The sequence below is a fragment of the Pseudomonas sp. CM25 genome (assembly GCF_013179705.1).
GTDB lineage: Bacteria > Pseudomonadota > Gammaproteobacteria > Pseudomonadales > Pseudomonadaceae > Aquipseudomonas.
The window spans coordinates 21,860-41,577 of the sequence record NZ_JABMCW010000013.1 but is presented as its reverse complement, the minus strand read 5'-3'; the positions used below and the strand labels follow the sequence as shown (position 1 = coordinate 41,577).

The window sequence follows — 19,718 nt, the reverse complement described above, 5'->3', positions numbered from 1 at the left end:
GGGCCGCGCTGCGGCCCCTCATACCTGAAGCCCAAGGAGGCTCCATGACCCTGACAGGCAACCTGCTCATCGGCCAGACGCCGGTAACCGGCAGCCGCGAAGCCATCCACGCGGTCAACCCGGCCACAGGCCAGGCACTGCAACCCGCCTACCTCGGCGGCACCGGCGAACACGTGGCCCAGGCCTGTGCCCTGGCTTGGGAGGCGTTCGATGCCTACCGCGAAACTTCGCTGGAACAACGGGCCCGGTTCCTCGAAACCATCGCCGCGCAGGTCGAAGCGCTGGGCGATGTACTGATCGACCGCGCTGTAGCCGAAACCGGCCTGCCCAAGGCGCGTATCCAGGGCGAGCGTGGGCGTACCTGCACCCAGTTGCGCACCTTCGCCCGCGTGGTCCGGGCCGGCGAATGGCTGGACGTGCGGGTCGACAACGCCCTGCCCGAACGCCAGCCGGTGCCACGCGCCGACCTGCGCCAGCGCCAGGTGGCCCTGGGGCCGGTGGCTGTGTTCGGCGCCAGCAATTTCCCGCTGGCGTTCTCGGTGGCCGGTGGCGATACCGCCTCGGCCCTGGCCGCTGGCTGCCCGGTGGTGGTCAAGGCCCACGGCGCTCACCCCGGCACCAGCGAGCTGGTCGGCCAGGCGGTGGCACAAGCGGTCAAGTTGTGTGGCCTGCCGGCCGGGGTGTTCTCGTTGCTGTACGGTGCTGGCCGCGAAGTCGGCATCGCACTGGTCAGCGACCCGCGCATCAAGGCGGTTGGCTTCACCGGCTCGCGCAGCGGTGGGGTGGCCTTGTGCCAGGCGGCACAGGCGCGCCCGGAACCCATCCCGGTGTACGCCGAGATGAGTTCGATCAACCCGGTATTCCTGTTCGATGCCGCGCTGCAGGCGCGCGCCGAGGCACTGGCGCAAGGTTTCGTCGCCTCGCTGACCCAGGGCGCAGGCCAGTTCTGCACCAACCCCGGCCTGGTGATCGCCCGCCAGGGGCCGGCACTGCAGCGTTTCATCAGCGCCGCCAGCGAGCACGTGCACCAAGCCGCAGCGCAGACCATGCTCACAGCAGGCATCTTCAGCGCCTACCAGAACGGCGTCGACGCCCTGGCGCACAACCCCAACGCGCAGGCGGCCGCCAGCGGCCAGGTTGGCCAGGGCCCCAACCAGTGCCAGGCGCAGCTGTTCGTCACCCAGGCCGAAGCGTTCCTGGCGGACCCTGCGTTGCAAGCCGAAGTGTTCGGTGCGGCATCGTTGGTCGTGGCCTGCGCCAGCGATGAGCAGGTACGCCAGGTGGCCGAACACCTGGAAGGCCAGCTGACTGCCACCCTGCAACTGGATGAGGCCGACATCGCCAGCGCCCGCGCGCTGCTGCCAACCCTTGAGCGCAAGGCCGGGCGCATCCTGGTCAATGGCTGGCCTACCGGCGTCGAAGTGTGTGACGCCATGGTGCATGGCGGGCCGTTCCCGGCCACCTCCGATGCCCGTACCACCTCGGTGGGCACGGCGGCGATCCTGCGTTTCCTGCGCCCGGTGTGCTACCAGGACTTCCCTGATGCCCTGCTGCCGCAAGCGCTCAAGCACGGCAACCCGCTGCAGCTACGGCGTCTGCTTGACGGCAAACGGGAAGCCTGAGCATGGTCGAAACGGCTGAAACCGATATCGCCGTGGTCGGCGCCGGTATTGTCGGCGTTGCCTGCGCCCTGCAACTGGCCCGCCAGGGCCGCCGGGTGCTGCTGATAGACCGCCAGGCGCCGGGCCAGGGCGCGTCCTACGGCAATGCCGGGCACCTGGCCACTGAACAAGTATTCCCGATTGCCGACCTGTCGATCCTCAAGCGCCTGCCGCGCATGCTGCTGGACCCGATGGGCCCGCTGCGCCTGGACTGGAAATACCTGCCCAAAGCCATGCCCTGGTTCACCCGCCTGCTGCTCAACCTGCGCCCGGCGCCGTTCCAGCGCAGCGTGGCCGGCATCCGGGCGCTGAACGAGGGCAGCCTGGGCGCCTGGCAGCGACTGCTGGGGTCGATCGGGCGCAGCGAGCTGTTTCACGAGGACGGTTCGCTGCTGGTGTTCGAGCGGCCTGAATCGCGCCGGGCACTGGAGGCCTTGCGCGCACGCCTGCAGCAGCAGGCGGTGCCGGTGGACCTCTGGTCGGCGCAAAGCGTGCGCGAAGCGGCGCCGCAGTTGAGCACGTCGTTGCTGGGCGGGCTGTTCTTCCCGCGTACCGGGCACTTCATCGACCCTTACCGGGTGGTGTGCGAGTTGTTCGAAGCGGCCAAGGCCAGTGGTGTGCGCTTTGTCCAGGCACAGGTCGATGGCGGACAGCTGCACAGCGCCGGCGTCAGCCTGAACAGTGACTGCGGCACGTTCGATGCTCGCCAGGTGTTGGTCAGCTGTGGTGCGCATTCGGCACGGCTGACCCATGCGCTGACGGGCAAGCGGATACCGCTGGACACTGAGCGCGGCTACCACCTGATGTTGCCAGGCGAGCATCAGCGTCTGCCGTTTGCGGTCACTTCGCTGGAGCGCAAGTTCATCATGACGCCCATGGCTGACGGGCTGCGACTAGCCGGTACGGTGGAATTCGCCGGGCTGGAAGCGCCGCCGAGCATGCAGCGGGCGTGGCAGTTGCATCGGTTGAGCAAGGGATTGTTCCGGGAGGATTTGAGTGCTGACGGTGCAACGCCATGGATGGGATTCCGGCCTTCGTTGCCGGACTCGCTGCCGGTGATTGACCGGGTGTGTGATGGGCGGGTGCTGCTGGCGTTTGGGCATCAGCACTTGGGGTTGACGCAGGCGGCGGTGACGGCGGAATGGGTGGGGCGGTTGGCTGAGCGGGCCAGCGGAACAGAGATGGCAGCCTACCGGTTGGACCGGTTTTAGCCTGTGCCGGCCTATTCGCGGGTGAACCCGCTCCCACAGGGTCATTACAGTTTTGAACTGGTGCTGTACCTGTGGGAGCGGGTTTACCCGCGAATGGGCTGCAAAGCAGCCCCTCTGCGCCTCAGCGATACCGCTCAAGCCAGTGCGCATACGGCGCCGGCAAGGTCCAGGAGGCTTTCTCCACCCCCAGCTCCTTGGCCGCAAAGTAGGCCCAGTGCGGGTCAGCAAGGTGTGCACGCCCTACCGAAACCAGGTCCAGCTGGTTGGCCTGCAACGCGGCCTCCGCCAGCTGCGGCGTACCAAAGCCCCACGCCGAAGTCACCGGCAGCTTCGCCTCGCGGCGCACGCGCTCGGCAATCGGCCCCATGAACGCCGGGCCCCACGGGATATTGGTGTCAGGAATGGTGAAGCCGACACTCACGCTCAGCAGGTCGAGGCCGCCGGCTTTGAAACGGCGCGCCAGCTCGATCGATTCTTCCAGGGTCTGCTCGTCGCGGCCGTCGTATTCCAGCACACCGAAACGCGCGGTCAATGGCAGGTTCTCCGGCCACACCTCACGCACCGCCGACAGGGTTTCCAGCAGGAAGCGGCTGCGGTTGTCGAAGTTGCCGCCATAAGCGTCGGTACGTTTGTTGGAGTGTTCGGAGAAGAAGCTCTGGCCCAGGTAGCCGTGGGCAAAGTGCAGCTCGATCCACTCGAAGCCGGCATCGCGCGCACGGCGTGCGGCATCGACGAAGTCCTGCTTGACCCGGGCGATGTCGTCCAGGGTCATTGCACGCGGCACTTTCGGCAGGTGCGCGCCAAAGGCGATGGCGGACGGGGCGATGGTGTCCCAGCCGCGGGCATCATCGGCAGCAATGTGGTCGTCACCTTCCCACGGCCGGTTGGCGCTGGCCTTGCGCCCGGCGTGGGCGATCTGGATGCCCGGCACGGAACCGGCGGCCTTGATCGCCTGCACCACCGGCACGAACGCCTGGGCATGGGCATCGCTCCAGATACCCGCGCAGCCGGGGGTAATACGGCCTTCCGGCGCCACGGCGGTAGCTTCGACCACCAGCAGGCCGGCGCCGCCACGGGCCAGGCCAGCCAGGTGCACGTGGTGCCAGTCATTGATCATGCCGTCCTCGGCCATGTACTGGCACATGGGCGGAATGGCGATGCGGTTGCGCAGGGTGACGTCCTTGAGGGTGTAGGGTTCGAACAAAGCGGACATGGGCAGAACTCCCGGGCTATTTGATTACGATAGTTCGATCATAATCGAACTATGGCAATTAATGATAGCCCCGTTATGATGACGACCATGCGAGCCTACCCACACCCCAATTCTGAAGACCTGACCCTGGAACGCCTGCTCTATGCCTTGAGCGACCCGGTGCGCCTGGGTATCGTGCGCCACCTGGCGGGCGTTGCCGAAGCCAGCTGCGGCGAGCTGGACGGCGGGCGGCCGAAATCGAGCATGTCCCACCACTTCCGCGTATTGCGCGATGCGGGGCTGGTGCATACCCGCAATGTGGGGACTACGCACATGAATTCGCTGCGTAGCGAGATGCTGGGTGAGCGGTTTCCCGGGTTGCTGGAGTGCATCCTGCGCCAACAGTAACTTGGCAGCCTAACTCGGCCCATGTAGGAGCGGCCTTGTGTCGCGAAAGGGCCGCAAGGCGGCCCCGGCCATATGTGCGGCGAAGCTGAATTCCGGGGGCCGCTACGCGCCCCTTTCGCGACACAAGGCCGCTCCTACAAGGGCCGCATTAGCTTGCAGGTTTTGCATGGATCAGGGCAAACCGGCACACCTGCCCTCCCCTGAGCATGCATTCCTCATGGCTGACCTCGGCACCTCCCAAGGTGCCGATCAACGCCAGGTCCAGCTCGCACACCACCGGATGCACCTTGGCCAGGTGATGGAACACGCAGTTGTGCGCGACGATCTGCGGCTCCCCCGTCGAACGGAAGAACACCTGCGCCTCATACCCCGCGTTGTTCATATGCTCGACGATGCGCGCCTCATCCACCACCTGGTGCTCCAGGTCCGCCGCCAGCTTGCGCCCCAACTGACGCATCAGCGCCAGCAACGCCTCCTGCCCCATCAGGCCAGCCACTTCGGCAATCAGCAGGTTGGCCAATAGCGGGTACTGGCGGGGAAACTGCTCGCGGGCATGCTCGGTCAGTTCGTGCAACTGCTCCGGGCGCCGCCCGGTTGGTCGAGTGGCGCCGCGCTTGACCAGTCCGTCACGCTCCAGCGCGGCCAGGTGTTGTCGCACTGCTGTGCGGGTGATGGCCAGGGCCTGCGCCAGGTCGTCGATGCTCATGCCGGCCGGCTGATGCAGCAACGTGTAGAGCAGGTCCTTTTGGGTACGGCCCAGGCCTTCGAGCATCAGAACTTGTCCGGGAACTGTTTGACCAACGCCGCAGCCAGGGCGTCGGACAGGGTCAGGATGTGTTCGCGCATCATCGCCCAGGTGCGTGCCTCACCGGCATAGTCGCCGGCCGCCAACTGGTCAATCTGCACCACATGGTGGCCGCCGTGGGCACTGAGCAGCGTCAGCAAGGTCGCCTCGGGCAAGTTCGGGTTCGCCTTGGCCAGGAATGCAGCGATGGCCTTGGCATTGGTCGTCAGCTCATCAACCGCCGCTTGCTGGCCCTTTTTGTCCTTGCCCACGGTGGCATCGCTGTAATGCTTGATTGCGCCCCAGTGGCCCGCCAGCAGTTTCAGTAACTGGTCGGCAGCGGGTTGGCCATAAAGCGGGGCAATGCTATTGGCGATTCTTGTCGCATCGCTAACCACTTCGTTGGCGGCCACTGCAGCCTGCCTGGCGTTGCCGGCCTGGTTGGCCACGGCGTAGTTGCGAACCCAGAAGATGTGCTCGACCCACAGGTCGCGCAGGGCCATGCGCGTGGTCACTGCAGCGGATTCGGCGGGTTTGGCGGCAGCGGTGCTGGCGTAACTCTGGCTCCATGCCGGCTGGGCGCACAGGGCGAGCAGCACAAGTGCAGCAATCTTGGTGTTCATGACGGCACCCTCCTTGAGGGGATCGACTGACAAGATTAATTTAAGCATCAATATATGTTTTTATTGCGCGCCTGCCAGGTTTCCGATCAGTGGTTTTTTGTACAAACAAAAAGCCCCGGAATCGCTGCCGGGGCTTTCGGTCACAACAAGGCGGTCGCTTACAGCGCCATGTCGTTCTCTGGCTTGCTTTCAACCGGCTTGCTCGCCGCGCCGCCAAAATCGACGCTGGCGTCGATCACTGGTGGCTTCTCCAGTTGCAGCATTTCAGCGGTGTAGTTCCACTCTTTCTGGGTGGCTGCCGCCGACTCGTTCAGCTTGGTGCCGTAGCTTGGCACGATCTCTTTGATCTTGGCCTGCCACTCTGGGGTAGCGACCTTCTCCTTGAACACGGTTTCCAGCACGTTCAGCATGATCGGCGCAGCCGTCGAGGCACCAGGCGAGGCGCCCAGCAGACCGGCGATGGTGCGGTCCTGGGAAGCCACCACTTCAGTGCCCAGCTTCAGCACGCCGCCCTTCTCGGCATCACGCTTGATGATCTGCACGCGCTGACCAGCCTGCCACAGTTTCCAGTCTTCCTTCTTCGCGTTCGGGAAGTAGGTGCGCAGCGCTTCGAAGCGGTCATCGTCAGACAGCATCAGCTGGCCAGCGAGGTACTCGACCAGCGGGTACTGATCGATACCGACCTTGGTCATCGGCCATACGTTGTGGGTGGTGGTGCTGCTCAGCAGGTCCAGGTACGAACCGTTCTTCAGGAACTTGGTCGAGAAGGTGGCGAACGGGCCAAACAGGATCACGCGCTTGCCGTCCAGCACGCGGGTGTCCAGGTGCGGTACCGACATGGGCGGCGCACCGGTCGAGGCAATGCCGTAGGCCTTGGCCATGTGCTGCATGGCCACGGTCGGGTTCTCGGTCACCAGGAACGAGCCGCCCACCGGGAAGCCTGCGTATTCCTTGGCTTCAGGAATGCCCGACTTCTGCAGCAGCTTCAGCGCGCCACCACCGGCACCGATGAACAGGAACTTGGCATCGGTGGCCGACTCGGTACCGTCCTTCAGGTTCTTGTACTCGACGTGCCAGGAGCCGTCCTTGTTGCGCGAGATGTCCTGCACTTCGCTGGACAGCTTCAGGTCGAAGCCTTGCTGGGTTTGCAGATGGCCAACGAACTGGCGGGTGATCTCGCCGAAGTTGACGTCGGTGCCGATCGGCGTCCAGGTCACGGCCAGCTTCTGGTTCGGGTCGCGGCCTTCCATCATCAACGGGGCCCACTTGGCGATCTGCGCGTGGTCCTCGGAGTACTGCATCGGGCGGAACAGCGGGCTGGTCTGCAGCGCGTCGTAACGCTTCTTCAGGAACTTGATGTTGTCATCGCCCCAGACGAAGCTCATGTGCGGGGTGGTGTTGATGAACGAGTGCGGGTTCTTCAGCACGCCCTGGCGTACTTGCCACGACCAGAACTGGCGGGAAATCTGGAAGGCTTCGTTGATTTCGATGGCCTTGGCGATGTTGACGTTGCCGTCTTTGTCTTCCGGGGTGTAGTTCAGCTCGGCCAGCGCAGAGTGACCGGTACCGGCGTTATTCCAGCCGTTGGAGCTTTCTTCGGCCACGCCATCCAGGCGCTCGACCATTTCCATCGACCAGCTTGGCTCCAGCTCGTGCAGCCACACGGCCAGGGTGGAGCTCATGATGCCGCCGCCGACCAGCAGCACGTCTACTTTCTTGGTTTCTGCGGCGTGCGCTTGCATGAAGCTTGCTGCAACAGCCAGACCCAGCAAGGTCTTGCCAGCTTTCTTGAACATTGATCAATTCCAGTCAGGAGAACGGAGTGAGGGCCTGTGGCTGGCCCAGGTATTCCTTGTTCTTCAGCGCAGGCTTGTTGTTGATCATTGTTCAGCAGCCAGAGAACAGAAAACGACTCGGCCTTTTGTCGAATTGACCGACGAGGGCTGAATCGTTTTTCCGATTGTATCCCAATTGCCAGCACAAACAAATTGCGTGCCGTCGCGTCAACGCGGCAGGTTGTCCCAGGCATCCCGACGGCGGCAACGACAATGATTGCAGTATTTTTCAGCGGCCTCTACTATCGCGATCATTTCTCATTCGCACCATTACGCGCTCGCGCCGGATGCCGCCGTGGTTTCGATACCCCAGTTGAATACCTCGCTCCATACCCTTTACCACAGCCATTCGCGCTGGTTGCTCGGCTTCCTGTACCGCCGGCTAGGCAGTCGCTGCGATGCTGCCGACCTGGTGCAGGACACGTTCGTGCGCATCCTCAACCGCCCAAGGCAGTTTGACGGCGTACGCGGCGAACGCTCGTACCTGGCGACCATCGCCCGCGGCCTGTGCGTGGACCACTGGCGCCGGCAGAAACTGGAGCAGGCCTGGTTGCAGCAGCTGGCCTTGCAACCCGAGACCGTACAGCCCTCACCCGAACAGCGCGCGATCATCGTCGAGACCCTGCACGAGGTGGACGCAATGCTGCTGCGCTTGCCCGGCAAGGTACGCCAGGCGTTCCTGCTGGCGCAGATCGACGGGCTTGCCTACCGCGATATCGCCGCGCATATCGGGGTAAGCGAACGCATGATCAAGAAGTACCTGGCCCAGGCATTTTTGCACTGCGCCATTCTTGAAGCCGAACTCGACGGGATGCTGGTGGAGTGATGCGATGAATTCGCCGGCGCAAAAGCTGAGCCACGCCAGCCTGCAACAAGCGGCGCACTGGTACGTGCAGTTGCAGGACGAAAACGTTCCCCCGCAGTTGCGTAAACAGTGGCAACGCTGGTTTGACCAGCATGGTGACCATCAGGCGGCCTGGCACTATGTGCAACGGGTCGGCCAGCGCTTTGCGCCCTTGCAGGCCGAAAGCACGGCTGCAGGCCGGGTATTGCGCGAGCATGATGCCCGCCGCTTCAGCCGACGCACGGGGCTCAAGTCCTTGCTGGTGCTTGGCGCCAGCAGCCTGCTTGGCTGGAGGGTCTGGCAAGGCGCGCCGGTGTCGGGCTGGGGGGCCGACATGGCCACCGGCATCGGCGAAATCCGCGAAACCCGCCTGGCCGATGGCAGCCAGTTGTGGCTGGGGGCGCAGAGCGCCGTGGACATGCAGTACTCGCCGCTCAGCAGGGTGCTGAGACTGCGATTTGGCGAACTGCTGGTGGAAACCGCCCACGACCCGCGTCGCCCGTTCTTCGTCGACACTGCGCAAGGGCGCATGCAGGCGCTGGGGACGCGCTTCGCGGTTTGCCAGCAGGGCGAAAATACCCGGCTTGATGTGTACGCGGGCGCCGTGGAGGTGTGCACCGCTGGCAGCGGCGAAAAGTGCATCGTGCAGGCGGGCCGGCAGGTGGACTTCAGTGCCCTGGGCATCAGCAGCACTCGGCCGGCACAAAGTGCTGGCGAGTCGTGGGTTCATCACCGCCTCAATGCCGAGGACATGCCGCTGGCGCATCTGCTGCAGACCTTGGGCCGGTATCGCCACGGGCACCTGGGCTGGCATCCACAGGTGGCGAAGCTCTCAGTCATGGGTGCCTTCCCGCTTGATGATACCGACCGGGCGCTGGCGTTGTTGCAGGCGGCGTTGCCGGTGCGGGTGCAGCGGCTGACGCCGTGGTGGGTGACTGTAGAGCCGGTTTGATACCTGGAAGCCAGCGCTGGCCTGATTGTTGTGCAAGGCAAAAAAAATCTGTCGAGCCGGTTCCCTTTTCCCAATCTCATCCGGTTAACCCGGCATAGCCCTCCCAACTCACCCTACCGATTCCCGAGACCCGCATGCCGACGCCCTTCCACCCCGCGCTTCGCCTGGCGCTTGCCGCGCCCCTTTCGTTCTGCGCCGCCGCGCCGCTGATGTTGCCAGCAACCCTGGCCCAGGCCGGACAGGCCGCCAGCGCCGAAAGCACCTTCAACATCGCCCCCGGCTCGCTCGCCAGCGCCCTCAACCAGTTCAGCAGCCAGGCCGGCATCTACCTGGCCGGCAGCAATGAACTGGCCGCCGGCAAGACCAGCCAGGGGCTGCAAGGCCGCTACAGCGTCGCCGTGGGCCTGGCCCGCCTGCTGCAGGGCAGCGGCTTGCAAGCCGTGCCTCAGGGCAGCGCAGGTTATGTGCTGCAACCACTGGCCGATGGCACGGCGCTGCAACTGGACGCCACCTCGATCAACGCCGCCACCCTGCTCGCCAGCAACGGCCAGAGCGATACCGGCTACCGCGCCGTGGCCAGCAGCACGGCCAGCAAGACCAGCAGCGCGCTGGCCGACACCCCGCGCTCGGTCTCGGTGGTTACCCGCCAGCGCATGGATGACCAGCAATCGCAAACGCTGACCGAAGTGCTGGGTTATGTACCTGGCATTTTCTCGCCGCCGTTTGCCGGCGGTGACGGCCAGGCGGGCGACCTGTTCTTCATCCGTGGCTTCAACGCCACCGACTACGGCTATGGCCTGCTGCGCGACGGCCTGCGCGTGCAAGGCAACCGCTACGACACCAGCAGCGAACCCTACGGCCTGGAGCGGGTGGAAGTGTTTCGCGGCCCGACCTCGATCCTGTATGGCGAAAACGCCCCCGGTGGCGTAGTCAATCTGGTCAGCAAACGGCCCACCGCCGAGGCCCGTCATGAAGTGCAACTGAGCTATGGCTCGCACAACCGCCGCCAGTTGGGCGTCGACGTTTCAGGCCCGCTGACCGATGAAGGCAATGTGCTCGGCCGCCTGGTGATGATGGGCCGCAAGTCCGATACCCAGGTCGATCACCAGCCTGATGATCGTATGTACATCGCCCCCTCGCTGACGCTGAACTTCGACGAGTTCAACAGCCTGACCGTGCTGGCGACCTATCAGCGTGACCGCACCTTGATGGAGCTGGGTTTCCCCGCCGCCGGCACCCTGCTGCACAACCCGAACGGCAAGATCGACAAGGACCAGCTGTCCGGCAACCCGGACTGGGACAACTTCGAACGGGAAACCTGGAGCCTGGGCTACGAGTTCAGCCACCGCTTCAACGACACCTGGCAGTTCCGCCAGAACTCGCGCTACATGCAGTCGCGCATCGACCGCCAGGAAATGTGGCCGGGTAGCCTGAACAATGGAGGCTTCGGCACCACCCTGAGCAATCAGGCCTACGACCGCTACAACAAGTCCATCGCCTACTCGCTGGACAACCAGTTCGAAGGCCATTTCACCAGCGGCGCGTTCGACCACACCTTCCTTGTCGGGGCAAGCCTGGACCGTACCTCGTTCAACCAGGACTGGGACGCTGGCAACGGCGGCACCATCAACGTGTTCGACCCGGTCTGGAACGGCAAGCCGACTACGCCCTTGCATGTTCAGAATGCTCTGCTCGACCAGACCATGTACGGGCTCTACAGCCAGCTGCAAACCAAGGTCGATAACTGGGTATTGTTGCTGGGCGGGCGCCTGGACCGGGTCAACAGCCAGTACCGCAACAAGGCCGGCACCCTCAATGCACAAGCCGACATGGACAGCTGGGACAGCAAGTTCACCTGGCAGACCGGAGTGATGTACCAGTTCGAAAACGGCCTGTCGCCGTACTTCAGCTACTCCACAGCCTTCGCCCCTACTCAGCAGACCGAAAGCCGCAGCGGCCCGCTGGACCCCACCACCAGCGAACAGTACGAAGTGGGCGTCAAGTATGAGCCCAAAGGCTGGAACACCGCCTTTACCGCGTCGGTCTACGACTTGCGCAAGAAGGACGACGTGTTGTTCGACTCCGCCGTGGGTGACTACCGCCAGATCGGTGCCAGCCGAGCCAAGGGTGTCGAGCTTGAGTTGAACAGCGACCTGAGCGAAAACCTGAACCTCACCGCTGCCTATACCTACACCGATTCGCGCATTACCAAGGACGTCGCCGGGTCGCTGTACGAAGACCACCAAATGACCGGCGTGCCGCGTAATCAGGCATCGGTGTGGAGCACTTACCGCTTCCGTGACGGGCTGCTCAAAGGGTTGCAGATCGGGGGCGGCGTGCGCCACTTCGACAGTACTTTCGCCTACACCCCGGCAAGCCTATACGGCAAGCTGGACAGCGGCGACGTGACGTTGGTGGATGCCAAGGTCGGCTATGAAATCGACGACAACTGGTCGGTCGAGGTCAATGCCCGCAACCTGTTCGACAAAGAGTACGTGGCAGGCTGTAACAACGCCGGGCGCTGCTACTGGGGCGAAGAGCGCACTTTGCTGGGAACAGTTTCGCTGCGCTGGTAAGAGACCCACAAACAAAAGCCCCCGGCCATCTGCATGACCGGGGGCCTTGGATTACGTCGCAAGCGTCGCGATCAGGGTACCGCCAAGATTACTGCTGCTGAGGCAGTTTATCGATCGGGCCGCAGCCACCGATGATCTTGGAGATGGAAACCGAAGGGTGGAACAGGTAGTCGTAAGTGCAGTTCTTCGGTTGGTTGTAGACCTGGCCAGTGCAACCCGACAGCAGGGCAACACCCGAAACGAGAGCAACGGCGACGGTGGCCTTGAACAGCTTTTTCATACTAAGTCCTTTAAATGAATCATCTTCGGCCATCGTCTGATGGCGGCCGGATGATACAGAAGCCAGGCATTGGATCCAAGTCGCGCGTAGCAGAGATTCATTGCAATCGTGCAACAACAGGTTGTAAAGCGCGTCTTTGCCGACGATAGTTCAGGGCACTGACTTCGTATTGCCCACAGGAACTCACCATGCTCGGCGTCACCGACTACGGCGCATTCGTCATCGCCTTCATCATTCTTCTGGCCATCCCCGGCCCGGGCAACTTCGCCCTGATCACCGCCACCGGCAAGGGCGGTATCAAGGCTGGCCTGGCAGCGACCTGTGGGGTAATCGTGGGTGACCAGGTGCTGTTGTGGCTGGCGGTAGCGGGCGTCGCCACCCTACTGGCCACCTACCCCACAGCCTTCCATATGGTGCAGTGGACGGGTGCCGCGTACCTGGCCTACCTGGGCCTGCGCATGCTGCTGAGCAAACCCGGTGGTGCAGCCCACCCTTGCCGCATGGACAATGGCCAGTACCTGCGCCAGACCATGATGATCACCTTGCTCAACCCCAAGGCGATCATGTTCTACATGGCGTTTTTCCCGCTGTTCGTCGACCCGGTGAAGCACCAGGGGCTGGTAACATTCGGCTTCATGGCTGCGACGGTAGCGGTGGTAACTTTCGTGTATGGGCTGATTGCCGTGGTGCTGACGCACAAGCTTGCCGAACGCATGCGCGCCAACCCGCGCATCACCAATATGTTCGAGCGGCTGGCGGGGGCTTGCCTGGTGGGGTTTGGGATCAAGCTGGCGGCGATGCGCTGAGCAAGGCCGCAGGGGTTATAGCAATAGATAGCGGAGTCTAGCGATTTTCGCTATCTATTAGTAGATTTCGGTAGCGTTTGCCCTTCGACGCCGCAAACCAGCGCCCGTCCTACAGCCTGCACTCAGAATTATCCCCTTCCTTGTAGGGCGTTTCCCAAACATACTGCCAACCTGTTCAAACTGTTGCGACGGATTCGGACGCGCTCTAGTCTCGGCTTGTCGTTGTGGAATCAGCGACCGGCTTTGACAGGCCGATTACTCAAGTTTCCATTGCAGCGCTTAATGGCAGCTGTGCGTGGGGCATATTCGTGTGCGCCGGGTCCTTGGGTACCGGTCTGTCAACCCATGTATAGCTGCCTCCATTCGTTTGACAGCGTTGCCAGGCGGCTCCACTACCCAAGGAGCTCACATGCGCAAGATAGTCCCCGATCCACCCTACTCCCTCGATTCCACCCAGGTCCTGCAAGACACTCTGGTCCAGTCCTCAGAGTACGTACTCTGCGCCCTGTCCGTCGCACGCCAATCCGTGCAACTCAAACCGACCGCCCGCAGCTCTATCGTGATGCAGGCTGTGATCCATGAAATGGAGGCGGTACAGAGCCTGGTCGAGTCGTAAGCGTCCGGCGAACTCACCTTCCGAACTCCAGCTTTAAGGGCGATGGTGTCCGCGTATTTTCAAGCGGACGCGATCGCCCTTATCGCCAGGATTTCCATGCGCCAACGAAGTTCTTATCCGAAACCGTTCAAAGCCCAAGTCGTTCAGGAATGCCTGCAACCTGGCGCATCCATTTCCAGTGTCGCCATCAGCCACGGCATCAATGCCAACGTCATCCGCAAATGGATGCCGCTCTATCGAGATCTGCCCGCAGCGACTTCACTACCGGCATTTGTCCCACTAAAAGCCGCACCTAAACGGCCAGTCGAAGCGTCAGTGATCATCGATTTCGCCATGAACCCGAAAACACTCAGTGCGCCTGTGGTTGCCAGCTCCAACGCATCGGCGAAGACGTCAGCGAGAAGCTGGATTACACGCCGGGCGTGTTTACCGTCGAGCAACATGTGCGGGGCAAATGGGCCTGCCGTCAGTGGCGGCGATCATGAGTTTGATCCAGTCGGCACGCATGAATGGGCATGATCCGTATGCGTATCTCAAGGACGTGCTGATGCGGCTGCCAACGCAGCGGGCGAGTGAAATCGGCCAACTGCTGCCGCATCAGTGGTGCCTTCCTGAGTTACACAAGACCTCATGTCCGTAGACCTACACTACGCCGCCTGTCAAAAGCACTCACTTTAGGATCCTGGCTTGTCAGCTCGCTACGATATTGCTAGTTTCGATCTATGACTAGCTATTGCCTTACCTCGACTATCACCACCACGACCGCTGAAAGCGGAGCGTTCGAGGTGTCGTGAGCCAATAGCAGACGAACTTCAAAGGCCCGCCAGCGATGGACAGGGCCTTTTTTTATGCCCTTGTGTCGCTGGAACAAACGCAAGGAGATGCACTCATGTATGCCCTGTTGATACTCGATATCCAAGTCGGGCTTGTTCACGGCCCGGAAAAGCCATGGCGCTGTGAAGAGTTGTTGGAAACAGTGAACACCCTGATGGACAAGGCACGCAGCGCTGGCGCTCCGATTTTTCTCGCGCGCCACGTCGGGCCCGCTGGATCTCCAATCGCACCAGACAGTCCCTTGACGATGGTTGCGCAGGAACTGAAGCTTCTGGGTGGCGAGGTGGTATTCGAAAAGCGGCGGCCCAACGCATTCGAATTAACCGATCTTGCGGACAATTTGCGGTCTCGCGGGGCTACCGGTGTGGTAATCACCGGCATGAAAACTCAATACTGCGTCGATAGCACCTGCCGTGCTGCTCGTGATTTTGGCTTCAATGCGGTACTTGTCACCGAAGGTCATACCTGTTCAGACACGCCAGTGATGAAAGCTAAGGACATCGTTGCTCATCACAATGCAACTCTGGATGGGCCGTTTTGCCAGCTAGTTCCGGCTGAAGAGTGGAGTTTCTAGCAGAGTTCAAAACTACGGGAATGCGCATGACTTGCCGTAAGCACTGGCACCGTGTGACATTCCCGCACTCCAACTTGGGTCGTGAAGGGTCTGATGTATATCAATGGCCCAAACACGCTCGTATCTGAAAATAGACCGCAAGATGTATTGCCGGAACGCTTACAAGCCAGCTCCCACCCAGACCGCATCGAACTCAAGCCATGCGCCGTATTTGTGGGAGCCTGGCTTGCCGGCGATGGGCCGCAAAGCGGCCCCAATTGCTTAACTGACTGGCATTGACCCAAAGCCCGTTTGTGCGCCGATTATCGGACACACTTCGTACGAACGGGCTCGACCCGCTACCTGATGCTGGCAAAAGCCAAGGGTGTGAATCAATTTGCGCAAGACGCAGGCGTCAATCGGGAATCTCTCTATAAAACCCTGAAGGGCGGCGATAAAACCCGTTTCACTACTATTCAGAAACTCATGCTTGCCTTGGGTGTAGAGCTCACCGTCAGACCGCTCAAGAAGCTCCCCGCTTCCTCTTAGGCTCGGACCGCGCAAAATTGGGGCTGATGACCGCCAGCTATTTGGCGACACGCACAACGAAAAAGCCCCTGAAAGCTTTCGCTCCCAGGGGCTTGATCTTGTATGGCGGAGAGATAGGGATTTGAACCCTAGGTACTGTTGCCAGTACAACGGATTTCGAATCCGTCCCGTTCGACCACTCCGGCATCTCTCCAATGCCGCGCATCATACCAGCGTTCTTTTGAAACGCAAACCTTTTTTTAAAAAAAGTCGCGTGGTATCAGGCGCTTGCGTGAACGCGTCGCTTACAGCGGCACGCCCAGGCGCTTGGCAACTTCTTCGTAGGCTTCGATCACGTCGCCCAGGCCCTGGCGGAAGCGGTCCTTGTCCATCTTCTTGCGGGTTTCCTTGTCCCACAGGCGGCAGCCGTCGGGGCTGAACTCGTCGCCCAGCACGATCTGGCCGTGGAACACACCGAACTCCAGCTTGAAGTCGACCAGCAGCAGGCCGGCGTCATCGAACAGCTTGGTCAGCACTTCGTTGACCTTCAGCGACAGCTTTTTCATTTCCACCAGCTGCTCGGCGGTGCCCCAGCCGAACGCGACAACGTGGGATTCGTTGATGAAGGGGTCGCCCTTCTCGTCGTTCTTCAGGAACAGCTCGAAGGTGGACGGCTCCAGCTTGATGCCCTCCTCCACGCCCAGACGCTTGACCAGGCTGCCGGCGGCGTAGTTGCGCACCACGCACTCGACCGGGATCATGTCCAGCTTCTTCACCAGGCACTCGTTGTCGCCCAGCAGCTTGTCGAACTGGGTCGGCACGCCGGCTTCTTCGAGCTTTTGCATGATGAAGGCGTTGAACTTGTTGTTCACCGTGCCTTTGCGGTCGAGCTGTTCGATGCGCTTGCCGTCGAACGCCGAAGTGTCGTTACGGAACAGCAGGATCAAGCGGTCGGCGTCATCGGTCTTGTAAACCGATTTGGCCTTGCCGCGGTAGAGTTCGTCGCGTTTTTCCATGATTGGGCTCCGCTTGCTTGAGGTGTTGGGCTAGGCGATTTCGCGCCAGTCGAGCCCGTGTTCCTGATTCGCCACCTGGAGCCAGTCCGGGTCGCACCCAAGGGTGTCGACGAAGCACTGGCGGGCCAAGTGTGGCAGGTTGTTCTTGCTGCTGAGGTGGGCCAGCACCAGGTGTTGCAGGTTGCTCCAGCCCAACTCGTGCACCAGGCGCGCGGCCTGGTGATTGTTCAAATGCCCTTGCATGCCACCTACCCGCCGCTTCAGGAAGGCCGGGTAGTGACCGCGTGCCAGCAGGTCGCGACAGTGGTTGGCCTCGATCAGCAACGCATCCAGGCCCTGGTAACGCTCCAGCAACAGCGTGTCGTACGAGCCCAGGTCGGTGAGCATGCCGAAGCGCCGCTGGCCGTCGCCGATTACGTACTGCAACGGTTCAAAGGCGTCGTGCTCGACCCGCGCGGCGGTGACTTCCAGGCTGCCGATGCGCAGGGTTTCGCCACAAGCGAGAAAACCGGCCACCTCCACCGGCTTGCGCATGCCGCGCAAGGTCCCTTGGCTGAGGTAGACCGGTACATTGTAGCGCCGTGACAGCAAACCCACGCCATGCACGTGGTCGGCATGCTCGTGAGTGACCACGACTGCGCTGAGCTGCGCCGGCGACACCCCGAGCAGCGCCAGGCGCCGCTCGGTCTCGCGCAGGGAAAAGCCGCAATCCACCAGGATGAACGTGTCACCACTGGCGATCAGGGTGCCGTTCCCTTGGCTGCCGCTTCCGAGTACCGCGAAGCGCACTTAGCCCAGGTGGTCCTGGATGGCGCTCAGCACGCGGCGGGCGACATCGGCCGGAGCCACGGTGTTGATGTTTTTCTCGACCGTGACCTGCACGCTCTCACCCACCTTGCTCAGGCGCACCTGGTAGCGCTCGGCGCGGGCTTCACGCTCTTCCTTGGTCGCCTCGCTGCCGAACAGGCGGCTGAAGAAGCCCGGCTGGTTCTGCTTGTCGTCAGGCTTTTCGGACAGGTTGATGTAGTACAGGCCCAGGCTGCGGTTGATGTCCTCGACACGCCACTCGCCCCCCTGCTCCAGGGCACGGCCCACGCCGGACCAGGCGCGGTCCAGGTCGGCACCAAGGTAAAGCACCGGGTTGCCACTGCCGTCTTCGCTGAGGCTGACGCGGCTTGGCGCGTCGAAATCGCGCGCGGCCAGCAGCGACACCGAACCGCCCTTCTCGGCGCTGCGGTTCATGCTGGCAAGCATTTCGTCGACCAGCAGCGCATCGGCGCCGGTGTTGGCGGAAGTGGACGGGAACGCAGGCTCGGCAGTGCTGCCGGCCGGGCGCTCGACGCTGACCACATACACCTCGGAGGTGTTGCGCTGCACGCCAGGCTCCATGCGCACACGTACGCGCACTTCGCTGTCAGCGCTGCTGGCGGTGCTGGCCAGGCGCTGGCCGAGCGATGCCGACAGCTCATCGAAGCGCTGCCAGGTGGTGTTGAATTCACCGGTCTGCGGGCGCTCTTCAGCAATGCGGAAGCCGTTGTCCTCGAAGAACTGGCGGGCCACCGGCCAGACTTCGGCCGGCGAATGCTGGGCCAGCACCCAACGGCTGCTGCCGCTGCGCTGCAGGCTGTAGTCGGTCACCGGGGCGCCGCCGGTCAGCGGCTGCGGGCGCGGCACTTCGAACTCGCCGGTTGCGCTGTCGTCGGCGACGTTGCGCGGAATAGGCAGCAGCGGGTCAAGCCGCTTGACGCTGCTGGCGTCCGGCGGCAACTGCATCGGCGCGGTGGGGTGCGCCTGCAGGTAATCGCTGCCGCGGTCGCGGAAATAGCCATCCTCGCCCCACAGCCAGCCACACCCACTGGTGCTGGAGATAATCAGGGCAAGGGCGGAAAGACCAGCCAGTCGCTTCATGCGGTGTACTTCCTCTTAAACCAGTACGCCGGACTGGCGCAAGGCAGTACGGACTTTTTCGTGGCAGCCTTCGCTCAGCCAGGTCAGTGGCAGGCGAATGCCTTTTTGCATCAGGCCCATCTCGACGAGCGCCCATTTCACCGGAATCGGGTTGGCTTCGCAGAACAGGTCTTTGTGCAGCGGCATGAGTTTTTCGTTGATTGCGCGGGCCTTCTCGGCATTGCCCGCAAGGGCGGCCTCGCACAGATCGGCCATTTCGCGTGGGGCGACGTTGGCGGTAACGGAGATGTTGCCCTTGCCGCCCATCAGAATCAGCTCGACGGCGGTCGGGTCGTCGCCGGACATGACGATGAAGTCCTTGCTGACGCCGTCAAGGATGGCCTTGGCACGGACCAGGTCGCCGGTGGCTTCCTTGATACCGATGATGTTGGGCACGGTCGACAGGCGGATCACGGTCTCGGCCTGCATGTCGCAGGAGGTGCGGCCGGGTACGTTGTAGAGGATCTGCGGGATGTCGACAGCTTCGGCGATGTGCTTGAAGTGCAGGTACAGGCCTTCTTGCGTCGGCTTGTTGTAGTACGGCACTACCAGCAGGCAGGCGTCGGCGCCGGCATTCTTGGCGTTCTGGGTCAGGTGCACGGCTTCGGCAGTGGAGTTGGCACCCGTGCCGGCGATGACCGGGATCGGTTTTTTGCTGCGCTTGACGCGCTCGACCACGTGCTTGATGACCAGGATGTGTTCTTCGACATCCAGCGTGGCGGACTCACCGGTGGTGCCGACCGCAACGATTGCGTGGGTGCCGTTTTCCAGGTGGAAGTCTACAAGTTTGTCGAGGCTGCCCCAGTCAACACGCCCTTGTGCATCCATGGGTGTGACCAGTGCCACCATACTGCCCGCAATCATGTAACTGCTCCTGCCGGAAAAAGAGAGCGGTAATGGTACTGGGGGCATCGGCCTTGCACAAGCGAAGCAGGCGGGCGGAGCATTCCCCTCGGCGGCTTATTTCGCTACCCTTGCCCCTTTGATCGGTGCAGCGCGGCCCGCCGGGCCGTCGACCTTGCTCCCCGCCAGCGTCCACGACCTCGCATGCG

Annotated in this window: 18 protein-coding genes, 1 tRNA gene and 4 pseudogenes; 13 read left to right on the top strand and 10 right to left on the bottom strand. The window is 62.6% G+C overall.

The features are described from left to right. The first annotated feature begins 44 nt into the window (after positions 1-44). Entirely contained in the window at positions 45-1,622 is a 1,578-nt protein-coding gene (locus HP546_RS02980) for an aldehyde dehydrogenase (NADP(+)) (protein WP_172219436.1), read from the top strand. 2 nt (positions 1,623-1,624) lie between these two features. After that, complete coding sequence (locus HP546_RS02975) at positions 1,625-2,872, top strand: FAD-binding oxidoreductase (protein ID WP_172219434.1); 1,248 nt, start codon at positions 1,625-1,627, stop codon at positions 2,870-2,872. Positions 2,873-2,993: 121 nt separating this feature from the next. Here HP546_RS02975 and xenA read toward each other — a convergent pair whose 3' ends face one another. Next, a complete protein-coding gene (xenA, locus tag HP546_RS02970; protein ID WP_172219432.1) occupies positions 2,994-4,085 on the bottom strand; it encodes a xenobiotic reductase XenA in 1,092 nt (363 codons plus the stop codon). 51 nt (positions 4,086-4,136) lie between these two features. Between xenA and HP546_RS02965 the strand changes: the two genes are divergently transcribed. Next, positions 4,137-4,472, top strand: coding sequence for a helix-turn-helix transcriptional regulator (locus HP546_RS02965; RefSeq protein ID WP_172219430.1), 336 nt, complete (start codon positions 4,137-4,139; stop codon positions 4,470-4,472). 148 nt (positions 4,473-4,620) lie between these two features. On the opposite strand, the gene HP546_RS02960 is transcribed toward HP546_RS02965, so the two are convergent. From HP546_RS02960 to mqo, 3 genes are all read right to left on the bottom strand, one after another. Then, the gene (locus HP546_RS02960; RefSeq protein WP_172219428.1) at positions 4,621-5,244 is read right to left on the bottom strand and encodes a metalloregulator ArsR/SmtB family transcription factor; all 624 of its coding nucleotides are present in this window, start codon (positions 5,242-5,244) and stop codon (positions 4,621-4,623) included. Continuing rightward, positions 5,244-5,879 (bottom strand): hypothetical protein, encoded by a 636-nt coding sequence (locus HP546_RS02955; RefSeq protein WP_172219426.1) that lies wholly within the window; start codon positions 5,877-5,879, stop codon positions 5,244-5,246. The genes HP546_RS02960 and HP546_RS02955 overlap by 1 nt, the downstream gene beginning before the upstream one ends. A 158-nt stretch (positions 5,880-6,037) precedes the next feature. After that, positions 6,038-7,675, bottom strand: coding sequence for a malate dehydrogenase (quinone) (gene mqo, locus HP546_RS02950; RefSeq protein ID WP_172219424.1), 1,638 nt, complete (start codon positions 7,673-7,675; stop codon positions 6,038-6,040). A gap of 334 nt (positions 7,676-8,009) precedes the next feature. On the opposite strand from mqo, the gene HP546_RS02945 reads away from it, so the two are divergent. From HP546_RS02945 to HP546_RS02935, 3 genes are all read left to right on the top strand, one after another. Beyond that, positions 8,010-8,540: a sigma-70 family RNA polymerase sigma factor gene (locus HP546_RS02945; RefSeq protein WP_172219422.1), complete on the top strand. Its 531-nt coding sequence runs from the start codon at positions 8,010-8,012 to the stop codon at positions 8,538-8,540. A gap of 4 nt (positions 8,541-8,544) precedes the next feature. Continuing rightward, entirely contained in the window at positions 8,545-9,510 is a 966-nt protein-coding gene (locus tag HP546_RS02940; protein ID WP_172219420.1) for a FecR domain-containing protein, read from the top strand. 134 nt (positions 9,511-9,644) lie between these two features. Beyond that, entirely contained in the window at positions 9,645-12,086 is a 2,442-nt protein-coding gene (locus HP546_RS02935) for a TonB-dependent siderophore receptor (protein WP_172219418.1), read from the top strand. An 88-nt stretch (positions 12,087-12,174) separates the two neighbouring features. Here the strand turns inward: HP546_RS02935 and HP546_RS02930 are convergent, their stop codons facing one another. Continuing rightward, positions 12,175-12,366 (bottom strand): YhfL family protein, encoded by a 192-nt coding sequence (locus tag HP546_RS02930; RefSeq protein WP_172219416.1) that lies wholly within the window; start codon positions 12,364-12,366, stop codon positions 12,175-12,177. Between the two features lie 188 nt (positions 12,367-12,554). Between HP546_RS02930 and HP546_RS02925 the strand changes: the two genes are divergently transcribed. The 7 genes and pseudogenes from HP546_RS02925 to HP546_RS02895 all read left to right on the top strand — a co-directional run. Further along, entirely contained in the window at positions 12,555-13,172 is a 618-nt protein-coding gene (locus HP546_RS02925) for a LysE family transporter (protein WP_172219414.1), read from the top strand. 409 nt (positions 13,173-13,581) lie between these two features. Continuing rightward, the gene (locus tag HP546_RS02920; RefSeq protein WP_172219412.1) at positions 13,582-13,788 is read left to right on the top strand and encodes a hypothetical protein; all 207 of its coding nucleotides are present in this window, start codon (positions 13,582-13,584) and stop codon (positions 13,786-13,788) included. Between the two features lie 42 nt (positions 13,789-13,830). After that, positions 13,831-14,046: pseudogene (locus HP546_RS02915) on the top strand (transposase); the annotation flags it as partial. Positions 14,047-14,117: 71 nt separating this feature from the next. Continuing rightward, positions 14,118-14,258, top strand: a pseudogene (locus HP546_RS02910) (IS66 family transposase zinc-finger binding domain-containing protein); the annotation flags it as partial. Positions 14,259-14,260: 2 nt separating this feature from the next. Beyond that, positions 14,261-14,428: pseudogene (locus HP546_RS02905) on the top strand (transposase domain-containing protein); the annotation flags it as partial. Between the two features lie 249 nt (positions 14,429-14,677). Then, positions 14,678-15,196, top strand: coding sequence for an isochorismatase family protein (locus HP546_RS02900; protein WP_172219410.1), 519 nt, complete (start codon positions 14,678-14,680; stop codon positions 15,194-15,196). A gap of 348 nt (positions 15,197-15,544) precedes the next feature. Beyond that, a pseudogene (locus HP546_RS02895) lies at positions 15,545-15,724 on the top strand (addiction module antidote protein); the annotation flags it as partial. Between the two features lie 103 nt (positions 15,725-15,827). Here the strand turns inward: HP546_RS02895 and HP546_RS02890 are convergent. The 5 genes from HP546_RS02890 to dapA all read right to left on the bottom strand — a co-directional run bounded on the left by HP546_RS02890 (position 15,828) and on the right by dapA (position 19,530). Continuing rightward, positions 15,828-15,917: transfer RNA gene (locus HP546_RS02890), tRNA-Ser, on the bottom strand. Positions 15,918-16,008: 91 nt separating this feature from the next. Then, positions 16,009-16,719: a phosphoribosylaminoimidazolesuccinocarboxamide synthase gene (purC, locus tag HP546_RS02885; protein WP_016498342.1), complete on the bottom strand. Its 711-nt coding sequence runs from the start codon at positions 16,717-16,719 to the stop codon at positions 16,009-16,011. A 30-nt stretch (positions 16,720-16,749) separates the two neighbouring features. Continuing rightward, entirely contained in the window at positions 16,750-17,508 is a 759-nt protein-coding gene (locus HP546_RS02880) for an MBL fold metallo-hydrolase (protein ID WP_172219408.1), read from the bottom strand. After that, entirely contained in the window at positions 17,509-18,627 is a 1,119-nt protein-coding gene (gene bamC / locus HP546_RS02875) for an outer membrane protein assembly factor BamC (RefSeq protein WP_172219407.1), read from the bottom strand. A gap of 15 nt (positions 18,628-18,642) precedes the next feature. Further along, positions 18,643-19,530 (bottom strand): 4-hydroxy-tetrahydrodipicolinate synthase, encoded by an 888-nt coding sequence (gene dapA, locus HP546_RS02870; protein WP_172219405.1) that lies wholly within the window; start codon positions 19,528-19,530, stop codon positions 18,643-18,645. Positions 19,531-19,718: the final 188 nt, after the last annotated feature.

Bases quoted from the DNA above. Each gene is read 5' to 3' on its own strand.
- HP546_RS02975 (WP_172219434.1), top strand. From the start codon at position 1,625: ATGGTCGAAACGGCTGAAACCGATATCGCCGTGGTCGGCGCCGGTATT.
- xenA (WP_172219432.1), bottom strand. From the start codon at position 4,085: ATGTCCGCTTTGTTCGAACCCTACACCCTCAAGGACGTCACCCTGCGC.
- HP546_RS02900 (WP_172219410.1), top strand. From the start codon at position 14,678: ATGTATGCCCTGTTGATACTCGATATCCAAGTCGGGCTTGTTCACGGC.
- HP546_RS02925 (WP_172219414.1), top strand. From the start codon at position 12,555: ATGCTCGGCGTCACCGACTACGGCGCATTCGTCATCGCCTTCATCATT.
- mqo (WP_172219424.1), bottom strand. From the start codon at position 7,675: ATGTTCAAGAAAGCTGGCAAGACCTTGCTGGGTCTGGCTGTTGCAGCA.
- HP546_RS02935 (WP_172219418.1), top strand. From the start codon at position 9,645: ATGCCGACGCCCTTCCACCCCGCGCTTCGCCTGGCGCTTGCCGCGCCC.
- HP546_RS02960 (WP_172219428.1), bottom strand. From the start codon at position 5,244: ATGCTCGAAGGCCTGGGCCGTACCCAAAAGGACCTGCTCTACACGTTG.
- bamC (WP_172219407.1), bottom strand. From the start codon at position 18,627: ATGAAGCGACTGGCTGGTCTTTCCGCCCTTGCCCTGATTATCTCCAGC.
- purC (WP_016498342.1), bottom strand. From the start codon at position 16,719: ATGGAAAAACGCGACGAACTCTACCGCGGCAAGGCCAAATCGGTTTAC.
- HP546_RS02955 (WP_172219426.1), bottom strand. From the start codon at position 5,879: ATGAACACCAAGATTGCTGCACTTGTGCTGCTCGCCCTGTGCGCCCAG.
- HP546_RS02930 (WP_172219416.1), bottom strand. From the start codon at position 12,366: ATGAAAAAGCTGTTCAAGGCCACCGTCGCCGTTGCTCTCGTTTCGGGT.
- HP546_RS02920 (WP_172219412.1), top strand. From the start codon at position 13,582: ATGCGCAAGATAGTCCCCGATCCACCCTACTCCCTCGATTCCACCCAG.
- HP546_RS02940 (WP_172219420.1), top strand. From the start codon at position 8,545: ATGAATTCGCCGGCGCAAAAGCTGAGCCACGCCAGCCTGCAACAAGCG.
- HP546_RS02965 (WP_172219430.1), top strand. From the start codon at position 4,137: ATGGCAATTAATGATAGCCCCGTTATGATGACGACCATGCGAGCCTAC.
- dapA (WP_172219405.1), bottom strand. From the start codon at position 19,530: ATGATTGCGGGCAGTATGGTGGCACTGGTCACACCCATGGATGCACAA.
- HP546_RS02980 (WP_172219436.1), top strand. From the start codon at position 45: ATGACCCTGACAGGCAACCTGCTCATCGGCCAGACGCCGGTAACCGGC.